The following is a 21346-nucleotide window of genomic DNA, read 5'->3' as shown; positions in this document are numbered from 1 at the left end:
AATTACAAATAGGGGTGTATAAAATGCAAGATAAAAATTTAGAACAAATTATTCATATGTATATTCAAGATCATGTAGGTATTGAATTTAATGATGATACTGAGATTTTTGAAGAAGGATTAGTTAATTCTTTATTTGCAATCCAATTGATGACTTTTCTTGAAAAAGAATTTGCCATAAAGGTAACTATGGATGACTTAGATATGGATAACTATAAGTCTGTAAATTCTATTGGTAATTTTATAAGAAATAAGCAAATGGTTCGGTAATGGACATGAAACAATACTTAGAGCCATCTCAATATAAAATGTATCAGAATTTTTCGGATTTTGTTTGTGAATATATAGAACCTCATGCTAATAGTTGGGAGATTGAACAAGGCATTCCATCAGACATAATAAAGACTTGTGCTAAAAATGGTTATTTAGGTGGAACACTTCCAGCGGAGTATGGTGGATTAGAATGGGATTATGTAACGTATGGGTTATTTACTGAAGCGATAGCAAGAGGTAGTGTCTCTCTTTCGGGATTATTTAATGTCCATACGATGGTAACAGAAACGATTTTAAAATGGGGAACAGAAAATCAGAAAAATCAGTGGTTACCATTACTTGCATCTGGTAATCAAATAGCTGCATTAGCTCTTACTGAACCTGGAGCAGGATCAGATTTAAATATGATTAAAACGAACTTCGATCAACACGGGGATAAATTAATCCTTAATGGAGTGAAGAAGTGGATCACTTTTGGTGCAGCTGCTGATGTGTTTTTGGTATTTGGAAAACTAAATGGTGAACAACCAATTGCCTGTTTAGTACCAAAAGATAGTGTGGGTGTAAATGTTACTCATATAAGAGACATGCTTGGATTTAAAGCTGCATATTTGGCAGAAATTGAATTCAATAATGTAGAAATACCTTTAGAAAATATCATTGGTAGACCAGGATTTGCTTTTACTTACCTTGCACCGTATGCTTTAGAATTTGGGCGTATTTCAATTGCCTTTGCTGCTCTTGGTGTATTACGTACTTGTTTAGAAATCTGTGGGAATCATGTATTACATAGAAGCGCATTTGGTAACGCCCTAATTGATCATGGCATGATTTCACATATGGTTACGGATATGGGAGTAGATTTAGAAGCTTCTATACTCCTTAGTTTAGAAGCTTGTAAGGCCAAAAATGAACATCGAGCTGATGCTACTGAAAAGATTATGATTGCAAAATATTTTGCATCGCGCTCAGGTACAAGGCATTCAACGAATGCTGTACAGATTATGGGAGCACTTGGTTGTAATGATAATTATTCAATATCAAGGTGCTTTAGAGATTCTAAAACAATGGAGATCGTTGAGGGGAGTAATCAGATTCATCAGCTATTACTTGGTAAGGGATTTGCTAAAAAAGCGAAACGTGCCATTGAAAAAATACCTGTAACTAAAGGAGTGATACAACCCGGATGAGTACATGTATACAAAAGCTATTTGAAGAACAAGTAGTCCGTACGCCAGATGAGGTTGCTGTTATCTTTAAAAAAGAAACATTAACCTATAAGGAATTAAATGAAAAAAGTAACCAATTAGCTCGTCTTTTACGTGAAGGTGGAGTTGGTCCAGATACAGTTGTAGGTATTATGGTAGAGCGATCTATCGAAATGGTTGTCGGAATTTTCGGGATATTGAAAGCGGGCGGAGCATATCTTCCGCTTTCCCCGAATCATCCATCATCACGATTACAATTCATTATAGAAGATAGCGGTGCTAAATTAATACTTACGCAAAAGCAAATCCTACATCGTTTTCAAGATAGTTTGAAAGCTGATATGTTGGCTTTAGATTCGATTTCCTATGAAGGAAAGAGTCAAAATCTAGAGTGTATTAACAAACCCTCTGATCTTGTGTACGTAATATACACTTCCGGTTCAACCGGGAAACCTAAGGGTGTTATGATTGAGCATTCGGCCTTAATAAATCGAATTGAGTGGATGCAAGAGGCTTATCCAATTAGTTCAAAGGATACTATATTACAAAAGACCCCTTATACATTTGATGTATCCGTATGGGAGATGTTCTGGTGGGCCATAGTTGGAGCCAAAGTATGTATTCTTGCGCCGGGGATGGAGAAGTTTCCACAGGCTATTATTGAGACAACTGAAAGTAATGACGTGACAATCATGCATTTTGTACCATCTATGTTAAGTGCATTTTTACACTATCTTGATGTGACAGGTGAAACTAACCGAATAAAATCGTTGAAACAAGTATTTGTTAGTGGTGAGGCACTACTGTCTCAACATATAAACCGTTTTAACAAGCTGCTAAATTTCTCTAATGGTACACTTCTTACTAATCTGTACGGACCTACTGAAGCAACCATTGATGTGACTGCTTATGATTGTCCGACACATGAGATTACAGAAGGGAGCGTTCCAATAGGGCGACCAATTAAGAATATTGAGATGTTTGTTGTTGATAAATATGGTAATAAACTTCCGGAAGGCCATATAGGAGAATTATGTATCTCAGGTATAGGATTAGCACGTGGATATGTAAATAGGCCGCAATTAACGGCAGAAAAGTTTGTACAATATTCCCTTGATACCCGTATATATAAAACCGGTGACTTAGCTTTAATAAGATCGGATGGAAATATTGAGTTTCATGGAAGAATTGATTTTCAAGTTAAAGTTAATGGGCTTCGTATTGAGTTAGGAGAAATAGAATCGTGTTTAATGTCTTGTGAAGGAGTTTTACAATGTGCGGTAATTGTAAGACAAGAATCTGAGATGGTAGTTAAGTTAATAGCTTTCTATGAGTCAGAAAATGATATTGAGTTAGAGAGGTTAAAAAAATATCTACGCTTATTTTTACCAGATTATATGATACCTAACAGTTTTGTACGTGTAAATGAAATGCCATTAACGGATAGCGGAAAGATAGATAGAAAAGTACTTGCCTTATTAGGTTCCGATAAATATTCCCACCATACCACACTTGTAGGAGGTTCTGTTAATGAGGAAAGCAGTAAAGATTCATAAAGAAGATATTGAAGATGTAATCGCCCTTACACCAGTGCAGGAAGGTATTCTTTATCATTATTTGAAAGAACCCGAAGGAAAGCTATATCATGAAGAACTTCGACTTTGCTTAACTGGAAAAATTAATATTCCAAAGTTTGAAGAGGCGTGGAATTATGTAACGCGGGAAAATGAAATGCTGCGTACAATTTTTCGATGGGAAAAAGTTAAACAACCTGTACAACTTATACTAAAAGAGCATACTCCGAACATTATATATAGTGATGGTAAAGTCTCTAATGATATAGAAAGCTTTGATTTACAAACAGTTCCCTTTTCTATTGAACTATGCCACTTGAACGAAGGCGAATATGAAATGGTTTTACGTCATCATCATATTTTGTTTGATGGTTGGAGTAATAGTATTATTTTACAAGAGTTTATTAAGGTATATCGAGAGTTAATAAAGGGAGATGTACCATCATCTATAAATAAAAAGAAATTTAAAGAATATATACTATGGCAACAAAAACAAGATAAATCAAAACAAAAGCTTTTTTGGGAACAATATTTAAATGAATTAACTGAACAAATAAATTTATCCAATAAAAATTCTAATCAACTAAAAAAAGCAAAAACATATGTAAAAGAGATAGATAAAGAGCGAAGTGATAGATTTCGAAGTTTTGCAAGTAATCAAGGTGTAACATTGGCTACATTATTTTATACAGCCTGGGGTCTATTATTACAAAGGTACAAAAATTCAGAGGACGTAATATTCGGTACAACAGTATCCGGGCGTTCAATTCCAATGCACGGTCTGAGTGAAATGGTAGGTTTATTTATAAATACACCACCACTTCGTGTAAGTGCTGATGGGAGAATGACTGTTTCAGATCTTTTACAAAGAATTCAAAGTGATGTCCAAAGAAGAACTGAATATGAAACGACTCCAATTGTTGATTTAAACGTGTCATTCGACACTATTATGGTAGTTGAGAATTATCCTCTTGATATAGAAAAGCTGAAAGAAATTGATGAAAGTGTAAGAATTTCAGGTTATGAAGTAAATGAAATGACCAACTATGATTTAACCGTCTCAATAGAGTGTTTCGATTCTATTAAACTTGCAATGATGTGGCCTGAAGATGTATTTGATGAATTTATTATTATCAGTATAACTAACCATTTTATACAGCTATTAGATTCAATGCTTTTAGATGAAGGACAACCAATACAAACTCTTAAAATGTTAGATGAGGCAGAAGAAAAGTTTTTGCTTCAAGGTGGTCAAAATCAAAGTGCTACATTCCCACACACAACACTTCATCAATTAATTGAGATGCAAGCTGAAAAGCATCCTGAGAGAGTAGCACTTACATTTGAGAATAGTGAGATGACTTATGGAGAGTTGAATGAGCGTGCGGATAAAGTGGCATTTGCTCTTTTAAAAGAAGGTGTAACTTTAGATTCTCCAGTAGCTGTCATGTTGGATTACTCATTTAATATGATTATCTCTCTACTTGGTATTTTAAAAGCAGGTGGGGCTTATGTTCCAATTGATCCTGATTATCCTCAGGAACGAATTGATTTTATTCTTCAAGATAGTGGTTCAAATGTAATAATAACCTCAAATTTATTTGAGGATAAAGTTAAATTTGATAGCACAATGCTTTTTATTGAAGAACTTAATGAGATACCGATGCAAGATTTCGAGAGAGTAGATGTTGCCCCAAATAATTTAGCATATGTCATTTATACTTCTGGAACAACAGGACGTCCTAAAGGGGTTATGATTGAACATAGTAATGTAATACAACTTGTCATGCATCAACCAAATAGTTTTAAATTCTCTAGTAATGATGTGTGGTTACTATTTCATTCTTTCTGTTTTGATATGTCAGTTTGGGAGATATTTGGATCACTTACTTATGGTGGACGTCTTGTCCTGGCAACAAAAGAAACAATCCGTGATACGTATAAACTTGCTCAGTTGATTGCAGATGAGGGAGTAACGGTATTGAATCAAACTCCATCTGCATTCTATGTTTTTCAACAAGTAGTTGAAGAGATGCCTAAACTCACTTTTAAAATTAGGTTAATTACATTTGGAGGGGAAATGCTGAAGCCAGGTTTACTGCAAAGTTGGTTTAAGCGTTCACCTAATACGGTCATAGTAAATATGTATGGAATAACTGAGACGACAGTACATGTTACTTATAAGGAAATTGGAGAAAAAGAAATGCACAGTAATCTTAGTGCTATAGGCGTGCCTCTTCCTACGTATTCGTGCTATGTATTTGACAAACATATGAATCCTACACCTAAGGGAATGCAAGGGGAACTTTATGTTGGAGGATATGGAGTTGCGCGGGGATATCTAAATCGTCCTGAACTAAACAGTGAACGTTTTATACAGAATCCTTATAATCCAAGTGAAAGATTATATAGATCAGGAGATTTAGTTCGTATTCTTGAAAATGGCGAGATGGAGTATATAGGTCGTAGTGATCATCAAGTGAAGATACGTGGTTATCGAATCGAAACAGGAGAAATAGAACATCATTTACAACAGCATGCGGATGTGAAGGAAGCGGTAGTTTTATCTATTGCTTTTGGAGAGGAGCAAGAACTGTGTGCTTATATACTAACTGATCAAGATATATCTCAAAATGAATTACGTTATTATCTTACTGACAAAATACCTTCGTATATGATACCTATGTATTTTGTGCTTTTAAGTGAAATGCCATTAACTACGAATGGAAAAGTTAATCGTAGTGCTTTACCTAAGCCTACTAAGTTAGTACAACCAAATGATTTGCTAGATGAGCTTGAAACAACAGTAGCTGATGTTTGGAAGGAAGTTTTGGGGGTAGAAAAAGTAGGATTGTATGATAATTTCTTTGATGTTGGAGGGAACTCCTTAAAAATGGTTCGATTGTTCTCTCGTTTACGAAGCAAGTTTGAAAAAGAACTTACAATGCCTATGTTATTCCGATACCCAACGGTTCATGATCAAGCTTCCTACTTTAGAATTGATAATGATATGGACTGCCAACCTGAAGAAGTTAAGAAAGAAAATCTTTTATCTATGAATAAAAATGATGTAGCAGTGGTTGGTATGGCGGTTCGTATGCCAGGCGCTTCTAATCTTAAGCAATTCTGGTCAAATTTAGAACAAGGGATAGAATCCATTCGAACATTTACAGATGAAGAGCTTAGTGAGATGGGCATACCAAAAGAAGTGATTCAAAAGCCTAATTATATAAAATCTAAAGGGTATTTAGAAGATGTAGATGCATTTGATAATGAATTTTTTGATTACAGTCTAAAAGAAGCTGAAATGATGGATCCACAACTGCGTATACTTCATGAATGCGCATGGGAAGCACTAGAACAAGCAGGTGAGGTTAATTCTTCTCATATGAATACAGGAGTTTATGTTGGAGGATCACCAAATTTCCACTGGCTTCGTTCTATTGCTAGTGAATCTTCTAATACATTAGAAGATTTCCAAGCAATGTTGTTAAACGAAAAAGATTTCTTTGCTACTCGATTGGCTTATAAATTAAATCTAAAAGGACCAGCGATTACAGTACAAACTGCTTGTTCTACCTCCTTAGTTGCTATTCAAAATGCATGGGCAGATCTTATCGATGGACGATGCGATATAGCCTTGGCCGGGGGAGTAAGTATAACTTATCCAACAAAAACAGGATATTTATATGAAGATGGTATGATTTTCTCACCAGATGGTCATTGTCGTGCTTTTGATAAGGATGCGCAAGGAACAGTGGGTGGAAATGGTGCTGGTATTGTAGTACTGAAAAGGTTAGAGGACGCTCTTCGAGATGGGAATTTAATACATGGAGTTATTAAGGGAGCTGCAGTAAACAATGATGGGTCCAATAAGGCTGGATTTACAGCGCCAGGGGTTGATGGACAAGCTGCTGTTATAAAATCGGCTCATGAAATAGCTGGCGTTAAGCCTGAAGAAATCTCATATATAGAAACTCATGGTACAGGTACGCAACTAGGTGATCCTATAGAAGTAGAAGCATTGAAGTTAGCTTTTGGTAAGCAAGAACCAGGTAGAGTTTTAATTGGATCAGTGAAGACGAACATTGGACATTTAGATGCTGCAGCAGGAGTTGGAGGATTTATAAAGACGGTCTTAGCTTTGAAAAACAAGAAAATTCCGCCGAGCCTTCATTATAATAACCCAAACCCTAGCATTGATTTTGGAAAAAATCCGTTTCGTGTAAATACGGAACTTATCCCATGGAAAGAAGAGGTAAGAAGAGCGGGTGTTAGTTCGTTTGGGATGGGTGGAACTAATGCACATATAGTGTTAGAGTCTGTTCCTGACAATGCTAAGAATTTTGAAAAACAATCTTGGAACTTATTAACTGTTTCAGCAAAAACAGAGGAATCCTTAGATAAAGCTACTAACGATCTATTATTGCATTTGAAGGAGAATCCAGAGATATCACTATCTGATACAGCTTATACATTACAAAAAGGTCGTCGTGAATTTCCATATAGAACTGCTGTAGTTGCTAATGGAATAGAGGATGCCATAGAAAAACTTGGTGATACGGGACTAGAGAAAACAAACGCAATGGAGAGTAGACCTTTAGCCTTTCTTTTTTCAGGTCAAGGATCACAGTATATCAATATGGGTAGAGATTTATATGAAAATGAACCTGTATTTCGTGAACACGTTGATCAAGGTTTAGCCTTACTCTCGAATTGGTTAGATATAGACATGAAAAATATTTTGTATCCTACAAAGGAGACAGAGGATAAAGGAACTGAACAGTTAAATAGAACTTCAATGACGCAACCTCTACTATTCACTATTGAATATGCATTAGCCAAGCTTCTAATGAATTGGGGAGTTTATCCAAGGGTCATGTTTGGCCATAGTATTGGTGAGTTTGTAGCAGCTTGTTTAGCAGAAGTAATGTCTTACGAAGATGCATTACATTTAGTAATGATTAGAGGGAAGTTAATGAATAGCGTACCAGAAGGCGCTATGCTAAGTGTAAATTTATCTGTTGAAGAATTAAAAACCTATATAACAGATGATGTAGATATAGCAGCTGTAAATTCCTCTCAACATTCAGTAATTTCTGGTACTGTACTTTCAATCAGTAAGATTGAGGAATTACTTTTAAATCATGGAGTAAAGACAACACGTCTATTTACTTCGCATGCTTTCCATTCTCGAATGATGGATGAAGTTCTAGATTCATTTGAGCAAGCTGTAGGAAATATAAAATTATCAAGTCCTAAAATACCTTATATATCTAATATTACAGGTGAAATGATTACAGCAAATCAAGCCACATCACCTTCTTATTGGGCACAGCATCTACGAAGTACTGTTCAATTTTCAAAGGGATTATCTGAAATTTTTCATTTAAAAAATGTAATTTGCCTGGAGATTGGCCCAGGTAATGCATTATCAACTTTTGTATTAAAACATTTAAATAGAAGTAAAGATCAATTGGCTTTAAACATGTTACGTCATCCTCTGGATAAATCAAATGACTTCGAGCATTTATGCAAACAAATGGGACGGTTATGGATGCAAGGTGGAACTATAAATTGGAATACTTTTAATAACATTGAGAATAAAAGGTTATTAGATTTACCAACGTATCCTTTCATGAAAAAACGATTTAAAGCTGATCCAATTTTTAATACTCAATCTCGGAGTTTAACTCAGGAAACAAGAGGCCATAATAAACAGGCTAATATTAAAGACTGGTTTTATTTGCCTTCTTGGGAACGCAAAACATTAAAATCTATACAAATAAAGAAAGAACAAAAATATAAATGGCTTATTTTCAATGATCATCTAAATAGATTCAATCGACTGATAGAAAAATTAAAAAGAGAAGGTCATGATGTAATTGAAGTTAAAACAGGCGGTATTTTCTCTGAAAAATCCGACGGTTTATATACGATATGTCCATCTCAAAAAATGCATTATGAAATGCTATTTTCAGAATTAGAACAAAAAGATTTATTACCAAATAAGATTATACATGCTTGGAGCTTTAATCCAGTTAATGAGGTTATTCTCGATCAAGAGAGAATTGAACGATCAATGGATGAAGGATATTATTCGTTACTTTATATTGCACAAGCAATTGGGAAAATTAATTATGAGGGAGCATTACAGTTAAATATCTTTACTGACCGTATGTTCGAAGTTACAGGTACAGAGCTGAATTTAAAACCAGAGCAAGCTACAATTCTAGGCTTTTCAAAAATATGCAATCTTGAGTTTCAAAATATAAAATGTCGTACCATTGATATGGATACAGATTCTCAACAAATGTTTGAAGAAGCGGGTTTAATGGAGAGTTTTGTGGATTCTACTGATATAGTTGTAGCTTATCGAGGACGTCATCGATGGGCGCAAACGATTATTCAAAGTCCTTTTGAGGAAGAAGATGTAGAAATTGATAGATTACGAGAGGGTGGCGTCTATTTAATTACTGGTGGACTTGGTGGAATTGGATTTGAAATTGCAAAAGATTTAGCTAATAGAGTACCAAATGTCAAACTTATATTGATTGGCCGCTCAGAGTTCCCACCTCGTAATCAATGGGAACAGTACCTAGAAAATAAAGACGAGCGTGTAAGCCGAGTTATTTCTGATTTGTTGACAATGGAGTCTCAAGGTGCAGAATACATGATCCTAAGTGCTGATGTTTCCAATCAAGATGATATGAAACAGGCAATTGAAAAGGCTAAATCTCGTTTTGGTTCTATTAATGGCGTAATTCATGCAGCAGGTGTCGCTGATTATCTAGGTATTATGATGAATCGTGAAAAAGAATCTAATAATAAAATTTTAGCTCCGAAAATTAAAGGTACACTAGTGCTCGATGCTTTATTAAAAGATGAACCAATTGATTTCTTCGTACTATGTTCATCAATTGGTAATGTGGCGTATCATATGAAATTTGGTCAGAGTGGTTATAATGCAGCGAATGAATTTTTAGATGCATTTGCGTTTTATAAGCGAGCTCATGATGGAGTGTTCACTGTAGCTATTAACTGGCCAGATTGGCAAGAGGTGGGTATGTCACTTAAGTCTGCTGAAATATGGGCAAAGCAATTTAATATGGATATGGAAAGTGTATTACATGATGGTGTAACTGTAGAAGAGGGCTTGAAGGTATTCCGTAGTATTATCAATAGAAATCAACAACAAGTTGTGGTTTCTCCAATAGATTTACATTGGAAACTTTTAAATGGTGCCAACTATTATAATGAACTATTGGAAAAAGGAAGTAAGAATAGATTAAAGCAGAATCGTTCAGATGTTTCCACAACGTATAGACCACCAACTAATGAAATTGAACAACAATTATACGAATTATTAAAAGATATGTTTGGAATTGAAGAAATAGGAATTTACGATAATTTCTTCGATCTAGGAATGAGTTCTTTAGATCTTGTTCGTATTAATGTGAAATTAAAAGAAGCTTTTAAACGAGACTTACCTATAGTTGTTCTTTATGAGCATACGTCAATTAAATCTCTTGCTAAATATTTAAGTAATCAAGAAGTAAATAACAATTTAACAAATAAAAAAGAGTTATTGAAAGCGAAATCGGTTATGAAAAATACATTATCTGCTTTAAAAAGTAGAAAGTAGTAAAGGGAGGGGAACAACATGAGTAATAAAGAAGTAGTTCCGTCAAAAGTTGAGTTTTGCTGGGGATTACCTGTTATTCCAACACCACAAACAAAAGAACTTCTAGAGGAATATGTTAATCAAGCTAAAAGAGCTGAGAAGAATAACTTTGACTCGGTATTGGTTTCCATTGCGCCAACATCTGTTGATCCAATGATAGCAGCGTCTATGATTGGAATGAATACGGAGTTTGTAAAGATTTTGGTTGCACAAAATACAAACCAGATGCTTCCTACTGTAACAGCAAAAGCATTGAATACTTTAAATAGTTTAATTGGTAATCGTGCAGATATTAACATTGTAACTGGTAGTGCCTCGCTTGTCCTTGCGCGTGATGGATTACCAGAGCCGCACCATGTCCGATATGCTAGGACAAAAGAATATATTGAGCTGTTACAACAATTAAGACGAGGAGTAACTAGCTATAAAGGTGAGTTTTATCAAGTAGAAAATAGTGATATTTATCCAAAGGAAGATCTCTCTCGAAGTGCCCGCTACTTTGTAGCGGGGTCCTCCGAGGAGGCAATGAGAATAGCTGCAGAGTATGGTGATGCTTATATACTTTATGCAACAGACCGCAAAAGTCTTAGAGAACACTATCAAACAGTTAATAATTACGCTAAGCAATATGGGCGCGAGAAAATTCCATGTGCTATTTTAGTAGACATCATTGCTCGTGAGACTTCGGATGAAGCATATGAAGAAGCATATGAATTACTTGAGAGAACACCAGCAGCCTTAAAGAGGATGACTAAGCTATTTTTAGATAATGCAGACTCTGTTGGACTTCGCCGATACAAAGATTTAATTACAAAAGATAGTATGTGGATAGATGATCATCTTTGGGGAGGTCTAAGTTTAGTTAACCCATCTAATTCAATTTCTATTGTTGGTAGCTATGAGGAAGTCATCTCGACGTTAACTGATTTTTGGGAAATAGGGGCAAATTATTTTCTTATTACTTCTCAGATTAGTGAGCATGAAATTGAACGTATTGGTCAAAATGTTGTGCAACCATTTAAAAAGAAAATTGAAAAGTTAATCCAAGTTAACTAAAAGAGGGCTAAAAATATGAAGTTAAACGTATGGTTGAAGTTTATCATTTTAATGACTTTAATAGTACTCCCTTATCGACAGGTGGATGCACAGGAAACAGTACAGTTTAATGAGAAGAAAATACAGAAGCATATAGAAGAACAACTATCTCAAGCGGGTATTCCTGGACTTTCAGTAGTAATTGTAAAAGGAAACGAAACGATTTATAAGAAGAATTATGGCTATGCCAATACAGACAAAAAACGTCAAGTTACGAATGAGACGCTTTTCGAGCTAGGTTCTACTTCAAAAGCTTTTACGGCATTAGCTGTATTGCAGCTAGAAAAAGAAGGGAAAATTAAACTTAGTGATTCTTTAACTAAATATGTTTCATGGTTTGAAATGGAGTATAAAGGCAAACCTTATGAAATTACACTTTATGACTTATTACACCACACTAGTGGAATACCGGAAAAGGCCATTGGATATATTCCTATAACCAATGGCAAAGATTCTATTGAGAAAACGATTAGAAATGTTATGCCAATAGGACTAAACCGAGAGCCGGGTAGCAGTTTTGAATATTCTACGGTTAACTACGATCTATTAGGCTTAGTAATCGAGAAGGCAACTAATCAATCATTTGAAAGATATGTTCAAGATCATGTGCTATCAAAGTTGGATTTATTGAGTACATATGCTGGACGTGAGATGGCCCCATTAGATAACATGGCCCAAGGTTACAAGCGTAATTTCTTACAATCATTACCCTATGACGCTCCTAATTATAGGGGGAATACACCGGCTGGATATTTTATTTCAAATATAAATGATATGGAAAGATGGTTAAAATTACAGCTTGGGTTTGAAAAGCCTAGGATGTTTCCGGAGGAATTGATTAACGATTCTCATAAAGCGAATAGAAAGGTTGCCCCAGATAACAATGGAGCTTCATATGCAGCTGGATGGGAGGTCTATCAAAGTGGTGGAGGGGAAATTTCACATGGTGGAAGTAACCCAAATTATTCATCGTATATTGGTTTCCGTGATGAGGAACAGATAGGGGTCGTAGTATTAGCAAATCTGAATAGTAATTACACTTACTATATCGGTAGCAGTCTTTTAAATATGATGATAGATAAAGAAGTTAAACCGTTACTCTATGATGAATATAAGAAAACGGATCAAATAGGAACAGCCTTATTTGTGATCTCATCTTTGTGTTTACTAACGTTATTGGTCATGTTATTTCATTTAATCAGGGAGATTATTTTTAGAAAAAGAAAATTTATATTACCAACGGGAAAAACATGGTTACATATGGTATTAGTTGTTGCGATATATGGGCTAATGATTTATGCACTTTATCAACTACCAAATCTCTTGTTTGGAGGGCTTCCGTGGGCATTTATAAAAGTTTGGGCTCCTTCAACTGTTGTACTTGCAATATATGCAATTGCTGGGGTGGGTTTGGCCTATGTTATCCATACATTCTTAAATCTTTGTTTTCCAAGACAAAAGGGAAAGTCGCTTTTGACTTTAATTGTTTTGGGATTAATATCAGGATTTGGTAATGCCTTTCTCATTTTTGTGATTAATGAAACGTTTGTTAGATCAAATAATTTGGAAAATGGCTTGTTGTTTTACTTTGTACTTGGAATCGTTATGTATGTCTTTTCACAACGTATTATTAGAACTAGCATTGTATCGTATACAAACGAGCTAGTTTATGAAAAAAGGATGGAATTAACAGATAAGTTGTTACAGACTCCTTATTACAAATTGGAGTTGATTGAGAAGGGCCGAATAGAGGCGACATTAAATAACGATACGGAAGTTATCTCTCGTTCTCTCAATCTATTAGTTACTGCTGGAACAAGTTTATTAACGTTACTATTTTGTTTTCTCTATCTTGGTGTAATGAATATGTATGCCTTTTTACTATCCTTGTGTATCATCTTTATTACTGCAGGGGTATATTCTTTGATCGGACGACAAGCAGATAAAGTTTGGAATGAAACAAGAGATATTCAGAATGTATATTTTCGTTTGATTGGTGATCTAAGGCATGGTTTCAAAGAGCTTAGGCTTCATACTGGAAAACGAAACGATTTTCGAGAAGTTATGAATGAAAGCTGTAATAACTATCGTGTTAAACGAACGATAGGAGATATTAAATTTGCAAATGTGTTTGTTCTGGGAGAACTATTATTCATTTTTGTTATTGGTATTGTAGTTTTCGTATTTCCAGAAATTTTTGTTAATATGCCGAAAGAGACGATAAGTAACTATGTAATCGTTTTTCTGTATATGACAGGTCCAGTTAATGAAATACTGGGCGGTATCCCTCAGCTCGTAAATGTACGTATTTCTTGGCAACGTATTCAACAAATGGTGAAGAGTGTAGATCATATAAAGGCAAATGAGCAAATCGCGACAACAAAAGAGTACTTAGATGTGCCAATTTGTTTGCAGCTACAAAATGTAAGTTATAAGTATAAGAATAAAGATGGAGATTTTACTGGTTTTGGTATTGGTCCAATAGACATGGAGTTTAATTCTGGAGAAATAGTCTTTATTGCTGGTGGTAATGGGAGTGGAAAATCTACTTTATCAAAACTGATTACTGGGTTATATAAACCTAATGAAGGTAACATTTTATTAAATGAAAAAGAAATAGCTCCAGAGGAATTGAATCAATACTATTCAGCTATCCTGAGTGATTTTCATGTTTTTGATAGGCTATATGGAATTAATACAGAAGGAATGAAAGTAGAAATCGATAATTATTTAGAACTTCTCCAACTGAGTGACAAGGTTGGCATTGAGAATGGGCGCTTTACTACTACGCAACTATCAACTGGACAAAAGAAAAGGTTGGCATTGCTGGTTACGTATTTGGAAGATCGACCTATACTTTTATTTGATGAATGGGCAGCGGATCAAGATCCTGGTTATAGACGCTTCTTTTATGAAGAATTGTTACCTCAAATGCGAGCGAAGGGTAAATGTATTATTGCTATTACTCACGACGATCAATATTTTCATTTGGCAGATAAGCTTATAGTGATGGAGATGGGAACTGTGAAAATGAATAAAACAAAGGAGGCATTATTATGAGTAAGGAAATTAAATGTGTTGTTTGGGACTTAGATTGTACAATTTGGGATGGTGTTTTATTAGAGAGTGGTACGGTTACTTTAAAACCTGGAATTTATGAAATTATATGTGAATTAGATCGACGTGGAATACTGCAATCAGTTGCTAGTAAAAATAACTACGAAGATGCAATAGCTAAATTACGGGAATTTGGAATAGAAGAGTATTTTTTATATCCGGAGATTCATTGGAACTCTAAATCTAGTTCCATTGAGAAAATTAGAAAAAATTTAAACATAGGTATTGATACTTTTGCGTTCATTGATGACCAACCTTTTGAATTAGAAGAAGTACAGAGCGTTCATAATGATATTCTGTGTATACATGTAAATGAATATAAGTCGTTATTAGACTTGCCACGACTACAACCAAAAAGAATTACAGAAGATTCAGGTCGTCGAAGACTGATGTATTTAGAAAATCTTAAGAGAACGAAGGATGAAGAAGAATATGAAGGCCCAAAAGAAGAATTTTTAGCTTCACTTGGGATGAATTTTGTGATTAGTGAGGCTCGTGAGGAAGATTTACAGCGTGCAGAGGAGTTAACAGTACGTACGAATCAATTAAATTCGACTGGTATTACCTATGATTATGATGAATTAAACTATTATCGTAATCATCCAGATTATTTATTATTAGTTTGTGAGTTATCAGATAAATATGGCTCCTATGGGAAGATTGGTTTAACACTTGTAAAAAGGACGGAGGAAGCCGACTGCCTAAAACTTCTTCTCATGTCTTGTCGTGTAATGTCCCGTGGCGTTGGTACTATACTCCTTACATATCTAATGGAAAGAACAAAACAGGCAGGTAAACGCTTTTTGGCTGAGTTTAGACAGACTGACCGTAACCGTATGATGTTTGTTACGTACCGATTAGCTGGATTTAAGGAAACTAGCAACGAAAATGGAATATTAATTTTAGAACATAATCTTGAGAATATAAATCCTTATCCTCACTATATTAATATACAATTTCCGGAAACACCAACGGATGTGGATAGAGGGGAAGTGGAAATATGCAACAAACAATTGTAAAGCATTCTCTTACGCATCCACAAAAAAGAGTTTGGTATAATGAACAAATTTATCCAAACACATCTATGTATAACATCGGAGGGATGGTTCTTATTAATGGGGAAATTAATTTTACAATTTTAGAAAAAGCAATTCAATTATTCATTAAGAAAAATGATGGTTTACGTCTACGGATTTTTCAACAACATAGAGAACCCCACCAATATATATCACCATTTGAACCTACACCAATACGTTTAATTGATTTTTCTAATCGTCATAATCCAAGTTTAGAAGCTAGAAAATGGGCCCAGGATGAATTTCAAAAACAAATTCCACTTGAAGGAGGCCCTCTGTTTGAATTTGTGCTCTTGAAAATAAGTGATGTAGAAAGCTCCTATTTTGTTAAGTTTCATCATATTATAGCTGATGGTTGGACAATCCAACTTATGACGAGTCAAATTATCGATTTTTACTCTAAGTTAAAGAATGATGAGCATATAAATGATACGGTTGAATCTACTTATCTGTCTTATTTACAAGCAGAGGAGAAATATCTGGAATCCCCTCGATACGTAAAAAATAAGAATTATTGGAATGAGAAATTTATGAATCTGCCAGATTTCTTTTTATCAAAAACATCTCATTCTCTAGAAGGGGAACGAAAGATATTTTTAATTGAAAAAGAAAAATCGGTTGCTCTACAGTCTTTTATACAAAAACATAGAATATCTATGAATACATTATTTTCAACCTTTATGCTTATTTATATTCATAAAATGTATGATCAATCAGACATAATCATTGGATCTCCTGTACTAAATCGTTCCGGTGTACTAGAAAAGAAAATAGTAGGTATGTTTACTAGCACAATGCCGTTACGGTTAAATGTGGATGAAGATGAGAGTGTTCTATCTTTCATTAAAAGAGTAAATCATGAAATAAAACAATGTCTATTTCACCAGCGTTATCCTTATAACTTATTGGTAAAAGACTTGCAATTGACTAGTAAAGGATACGATGGTTTATTTCAATATAGTGTGAATTACTATAATACAAAACTTAAAAATACTATTGATGGATTTTCTTTAGAAAACGTGGAGTTTTACAGTGGTTACCAAGCCTATTCATTACAGTTAGTTATTAAGGAATGGGCAGATGAAGGTTTAGAAATTCAATATGATTATAAAGTCGCGGATTTTGAAGAAGATCAAATCAATTGTATGCATGAGAGGTTTTTAGCTTTAATAGAACAAGTTTTACGTAATGAAGATCAATCGATAAAAGAATTATCTTTGTTATCGGATGATGAGCAAAAGTTTATGTTAGAGAAATTTAACAATACAGCTGTTGTGTATCCGAAAGAAAAAACTATTCAAGAATTATTTGAAGAACAAGTAAAACAGACACCAAAAAAAATAGCAATTCAATATGCTGATAGATCAATGACGTATCTTGAATTAAATAAGAAATCTAATCAGTTAGCAAGAAAGCTACGAGAAAAAGGAGTCAAAAATGGTCAAGTCGTGGGTATACTAGCTAAACATTCACTTGAGATAGTGATTGCAATTTGGGGAGTTATTAAGGCTGGAGGTACATATTTACCTATAGATCCTTCTTACCCAGAGGATCGAATTCGTTATATTTTGGATGATAGTGGTACAACATTACTTTTAACTGACTATACAAATGAGGGGAATTTAGAATATTTAGGTGAGAAAATTAATATATGTGATCAGAAACTTTATGAAGGAGATAATTCCAATTTAACCCTAGTAACTGCACCAAGTGATCCGATATATATAATTTATACCTCTGGAACCACGGGGAATCCTAAAGGAACTGTAATCACTCAACGTGGATTAGTTAACTATATTTCCTGGGCTAAAAAGAACTATATTAGTAGTGAAAATGATGTTTTTGCATTATATTCATCCGTTTCTTTTGATTTAACAGTAACTTCAATATTCACTCCTTTAATAAGCGGTTTATTGTTAGTGATATATCATGATAAAGAAGATGAGTTTATTTTGTCAAAAATACTCAAGGAAAATTTAGTTACAGTGTTGAAAGTTACGCCTTCACATTTAGCGTTGTTAAATAACTATGAACTCCCAAGAGTTTCATCTCTTCGCAGATTGATTGTGGGTGGAGAGGATTTGAAAACCTCAGTAGCCGAGAAGATATTCGATCTTTTTAGCGGTAAAGTTGAAATAATTAATGAATATGGACCAACTGAAACCGTGGTTGGATGTATGATTCATCGTTATGATCCAGAGCTAGATCGAAGGGCATCCGTACCAATTGGTATACCAGCTGATAATGTTCAAATTTATTTATTGGATAAGAATCTTCAGCCGGTTCCTATAGGTGTAAAAGGAGAAATTTATATATCGGGTGATGGGCTAGCTAAAGGTTATTTGAATCGTCCGGATTTAACGGCGCAACGTTTTTTATCTAATCCATTTATTCCGAGTGAGAAGATGTATCGAAGTGGTGACTTAGCTGTCATGTTGCCAAATGGATTAATTGAGTATCAAGGACGAATGGATTCTCAAGTGAAAGTTAAAGGATATCGTATTGAAATAGGGGAAGTTGAGAATGCACTGTTACAATACAAGTCTGTTAAAGATGTAGTAGTGATAAATTGGCAAGGTGATGATAATTCAAATCATCTAGTTGCTTACATTGTTTTGAAAGGCAGTGTTCAAAATATAGAAATACGCAGTTTTATTTCGCATATGCTACCAAGTTATATGATTCCCTCATTTTTTATCTATATGGAGCAGCTACCGTTAACTATCAATGGAAAGGTAGATCGTCAAGCGTTGCCAGATCCGATGTTAAATAACGGTTCTAACCATACTCATTTAGAAGAAGTAGATGAAGATGTTACTGGAATGGTTAGTGAAGTTCTCAAGGAAATATTACAGACTGATAGAATCGAATTGCATAGTAATTTTTATCATTTAGGTGGAGATTCTATTAAAGCGATCCAAGTGAGCGCTAGATTACAAGAACTGGGATGGAAAGTTAGAGTTAAAGATGTACTAAATTATCCAGTTGTAAGTGAATTGGCAGCAATGTTAGTTAAACAAAAAGATGTTACAGTCTCACAAACATTGGTAACAGGAAAGGTAGAGCCTACTCCTATTATGCGTTGGTTCCTTGATCAACAGTTTAAGAACCCGCATCATTGGAATCAATCGGTATTACTGTCTTTGAAGAAGCCGGTTAAAGAAGAATATGTTAATAAGATGTTAAATACGATCATGCATCATCATGATTTGTTACGGTTAAGGTATGAGGATAAGCAGGATTACTTCTATTATGACGAAGATATGTCCATTGTTGATTCTAAGGTTACCATGTTTGATTTGTCTGAAATTCCAATTGAAATGGCTTTGAATCAGGTTCATATAAAAGGTGAAGAGTTAAAAGGAAGTTTAAATTTGAATGTAGGACCATTATTTAAAGGGGCCTTATTCCAGCTTTCAAATGATCAACAGTTGTTATTATTAACTGCACACCACCTTATTGTTGATGCTGTGTCCTGGCGTATTTTAATTGAAGATGCAAACCGATGCTTGAATAGCTTGTATTTAGGAGAAGTTCCATCGCTACCATTAAAAACTAACTCTTTCCAAGATTGGTCTGAAGCTTTAAATAGTCGAGGAGTTAATTTAGTACGTGCTGAATTAGATTATTGGGAATCCATAGATAACATGCTAGATAATAATTTTCAAATTAATAGAGAAAAAGAAAATAGTACTGTTGAAAGTTGTACTACTCTTACCTTTACATTGAATGCAGATGATACAAGAAAACTATTAACTACTGCAAATGTGCCTTACAATACACAACCAATGGAGTTGTTACTTGCTGTGTTGACAGAAAATTTAGGTAAATATACAAACCAAGATCAAATTAAATTTGAGTTAGAAGGTCATGGTCGAGAGGAATTATTTGAGCATCTTGATATTTCACGTACAGTAGGGTGGTTTACAACGATGTATCCTATTGTATTACAAGTTTCGCATAATATTACTAATCAAATAAAGAGTGTTAAAGAAGAGGTTCGTAAAAGACCTAATAAGGGAATTGGATATGGAATTCTTAAAGAGAAGTTTCCTTCTTGCAAAGATTTAACTCAAAATATAATTCGTTTTAACTATTTAGGAGAGATAGATAATTCTCTCGGGGATGGATGGTTTACTATTGTTGATTATCAAAGTGGCAGTGAACAATCAAAAGATAATCATATTACTGCATTATTGGATATTGTGGCCATGGTTAAGAATAAAAGCTTAGAAATTCATGTGACATTTAGTACAAGTCATTTTCAAAAGAATTTTGTAGAAAATTTATTTTCAGATTATCTAGAACGACTACAGACATATATCCAATCCTGTTGTCAAATGCAAACAAAAGAATTTACTTCATCAGATTTTGAAACCTTAAACCTTAGTGATGAAGAAATTGATAATTTGTTTGATTAAACAACTATTTGATGAAAATTTTATTTAATAAAGGAGAAGTCACTTGAGAAAATTAATGAAAGATTTATCGCCAGGATTGAATAGTAACAAATATTTGGTTTGTGTTCCTTATGCTGGGGGCTATTCGAATTCTTTTTTACCTTTAAAGAATTATTTACCGAAAGATATAAAACTTATTTCATTTGATCCTCCAGGCCATGGTCCTAATCTTTCTCCACTAGTTGATAACATAGATGATCTTGTTAATTTATATTTAATGGAGATGCAACCAATTTTAGAGGGAGAGGTTACATTATTTGGCCATAGCATGGGAGGAATTATAGTTCACCGTATGGCTCAAATTTTAGAAAGTAAGGGTATAAATCCTAAAAATGTTATTATCTCTGCTATGAATCCACCGGAAATAAGAAGAAAAACAAATCATTTAGATGATAAAGACTTTATAGATTATATAAAGTCTTTGGGAGGATTACCGGATGAAGTATTACAACATCAGGAGCTTTTAAACTATATCCTTCCAGTTATTCGATCAGACTTTCGTGCCATTGAGAATTATATAAATGATGACACAACATTGTTGAAAGCGCCCCTATATATTATTAGTGGAACAACAGACTCTAATTATACAGTAAAAGGGGCTAAGAAGTGGGTAGAATGGGGCAATGAGGTTCATTTTCTAACAGTTAATGGTGGTCATATGTTTTTACTACATCAAGCTGACATCGTGGGCGAGTTAATTATGAAAATACTAGATAGGGTAAAATCTGTGAAGTAAAAAATTAAGAGATGTATCTGAGTAAGAGAAAAGTGAATTTCTATGCTTTATGTGAAACTTCTATCGTTAAAGTAGCAATCTAATTGGTCGTCATTGGGAAGTTTTATTACTGAGGAAGAGAACT

Annotated in this window: 9 protein-coding genes; all 9 read left to right on the top strand. The window is 34.3% G+C overall.

Annotation, left to right across the window (positions count from 1 at the left end; translation table 11 throughout):
- Positions 1 to 23: 23 nt before the first annotated feature.
- From N2V92_RS01855 to N2V92_RS01815, 9 genes are read left to right on the top strand one after another with little or no spacing between them, the layout of a single operon-like run.
- Positions 24 to 269: an acyl carrier protein gene (locus tag N2V92_RS01855; protein ID WP_001152970.1), complete on the top strand. Its 246-nt coding sequence runs from the start codon at positions 24 to 26 to the stop codon at positions 267 to 269.
- Positions 269 to 1462, top strand: coding sequence for an acyl-CoA dehydrogenase family protein (locus tag N2V92_RS01850; RefSeq protein WP_000367339.1), 1194 nt, complete (start codon positions 269 to 271; stop codon positions 1460 to 1462). The genes N2V92_RS01855 and N2V92_RS01850 overlap by 1 nt, the downstream gene beginning before the upstream one ends.
- Entirely contained in the window at positions 1459 to 3036 is a 1578-nt protein-coding gene (zmaJ, locus tag N2V92_RS01845) for a zwittermicin A synthase ZmaJ (RefSeq protein ID WP_098578151.1), read from the top strand. The genes N2V92_RS01850 and zmaJ overlap by 4 nt, the downstream gene beginning before the upstream one ends.
- Entirely contained in the window at positions 3011 to 10699 is a 7689-nt protein-coding gene (locus N2V92_RS01840; protein WP_170264835.1) for a non-ribosomal peptide synthetase/type I polyketide synthase, read from the top strand. Before zmaJ ends, N2V92_RS01840 begins: the two co-directional genes overlap by 26 nt.
- 18 nt (positions 10700 to 10717) lie before the next feature.
- Positions 10718 to 11794, top strand: a complete 1077-nt coding sequence (locus N2V92_RS01835) for an LLM class flavin-dependent oxidoreductase (RefSeq protein WP_170264834.1) — start codon at positions 10718 to 10720, stop codon at positions 11792 to 11794.
- Positions 11795 to 11809: 15 nt separating this feature from the next.
- On the top strand, positions 11810 to 14893 hold the full coding sequence (locus N2V92_RS01830; protein ID WP_170264833.1) for a cyclic peptide export ABC transporter: 3084 nt from the start codon (positions 11810 to 11812) through the stop codon (positions 14891 to 14893).
- Positions 14890 to 15969, top strand: coding sequence for an HAD-IIIC family phosphatase (locus N2V92_RS01825; protein WP_000031543.1), 1080 nt, complete (start codon positions 14890 to 14892; stop codon positions 15967 to 15969). Before N2V92_RS01830 ends, N2V92_RS01825 begins: the two co-directional genes overlap by 4 nt.
- Positions 15951 to 20447, top strand: a complete 4497-nt coding sequence (locus N2V92_RS01820; RefSeq protein WP_170264832.1) for a non-ribosomal peptide synthetase — start codon at positions 15951 to 15953, stop codon at positions 20445 to 20447. The genes N2V92_RS01825 and N2V92_RS01820 overlap by 19 nt, the downstream gene beginning before the upstream one ends.
- A gap of 43 nt (positions 20448 to 20490) precedes the next feature.
- Complete coding sequence (locus tag N2V92_RS01815; RefSeq protein WP_001228849.1) at positions 20491 to 21222, top strand: thioesterase II family protein; 732 nt, start codon at positions 20491 to 20493, stop codon at positions 21220 to 21222.
- The last annotated feature ends 124 nt before the right edge of the window (positions 21223 to 21346 follow it).

It is taken from the genome of Bacillus sp. CH_48 (genome assembly GCF_038008465.1).
GTDB lineage: Bacteria > Bacillota > Bacilli > Bacillales > Bacillaceae_G > Bacillus_A > Bacillus_A thuringiensis_S.
The sequence above is the reverse complement of the archived record's forward strand: the minus strand, read 5'-3'. Positions and strand labels throughout refer to the sequence as shown.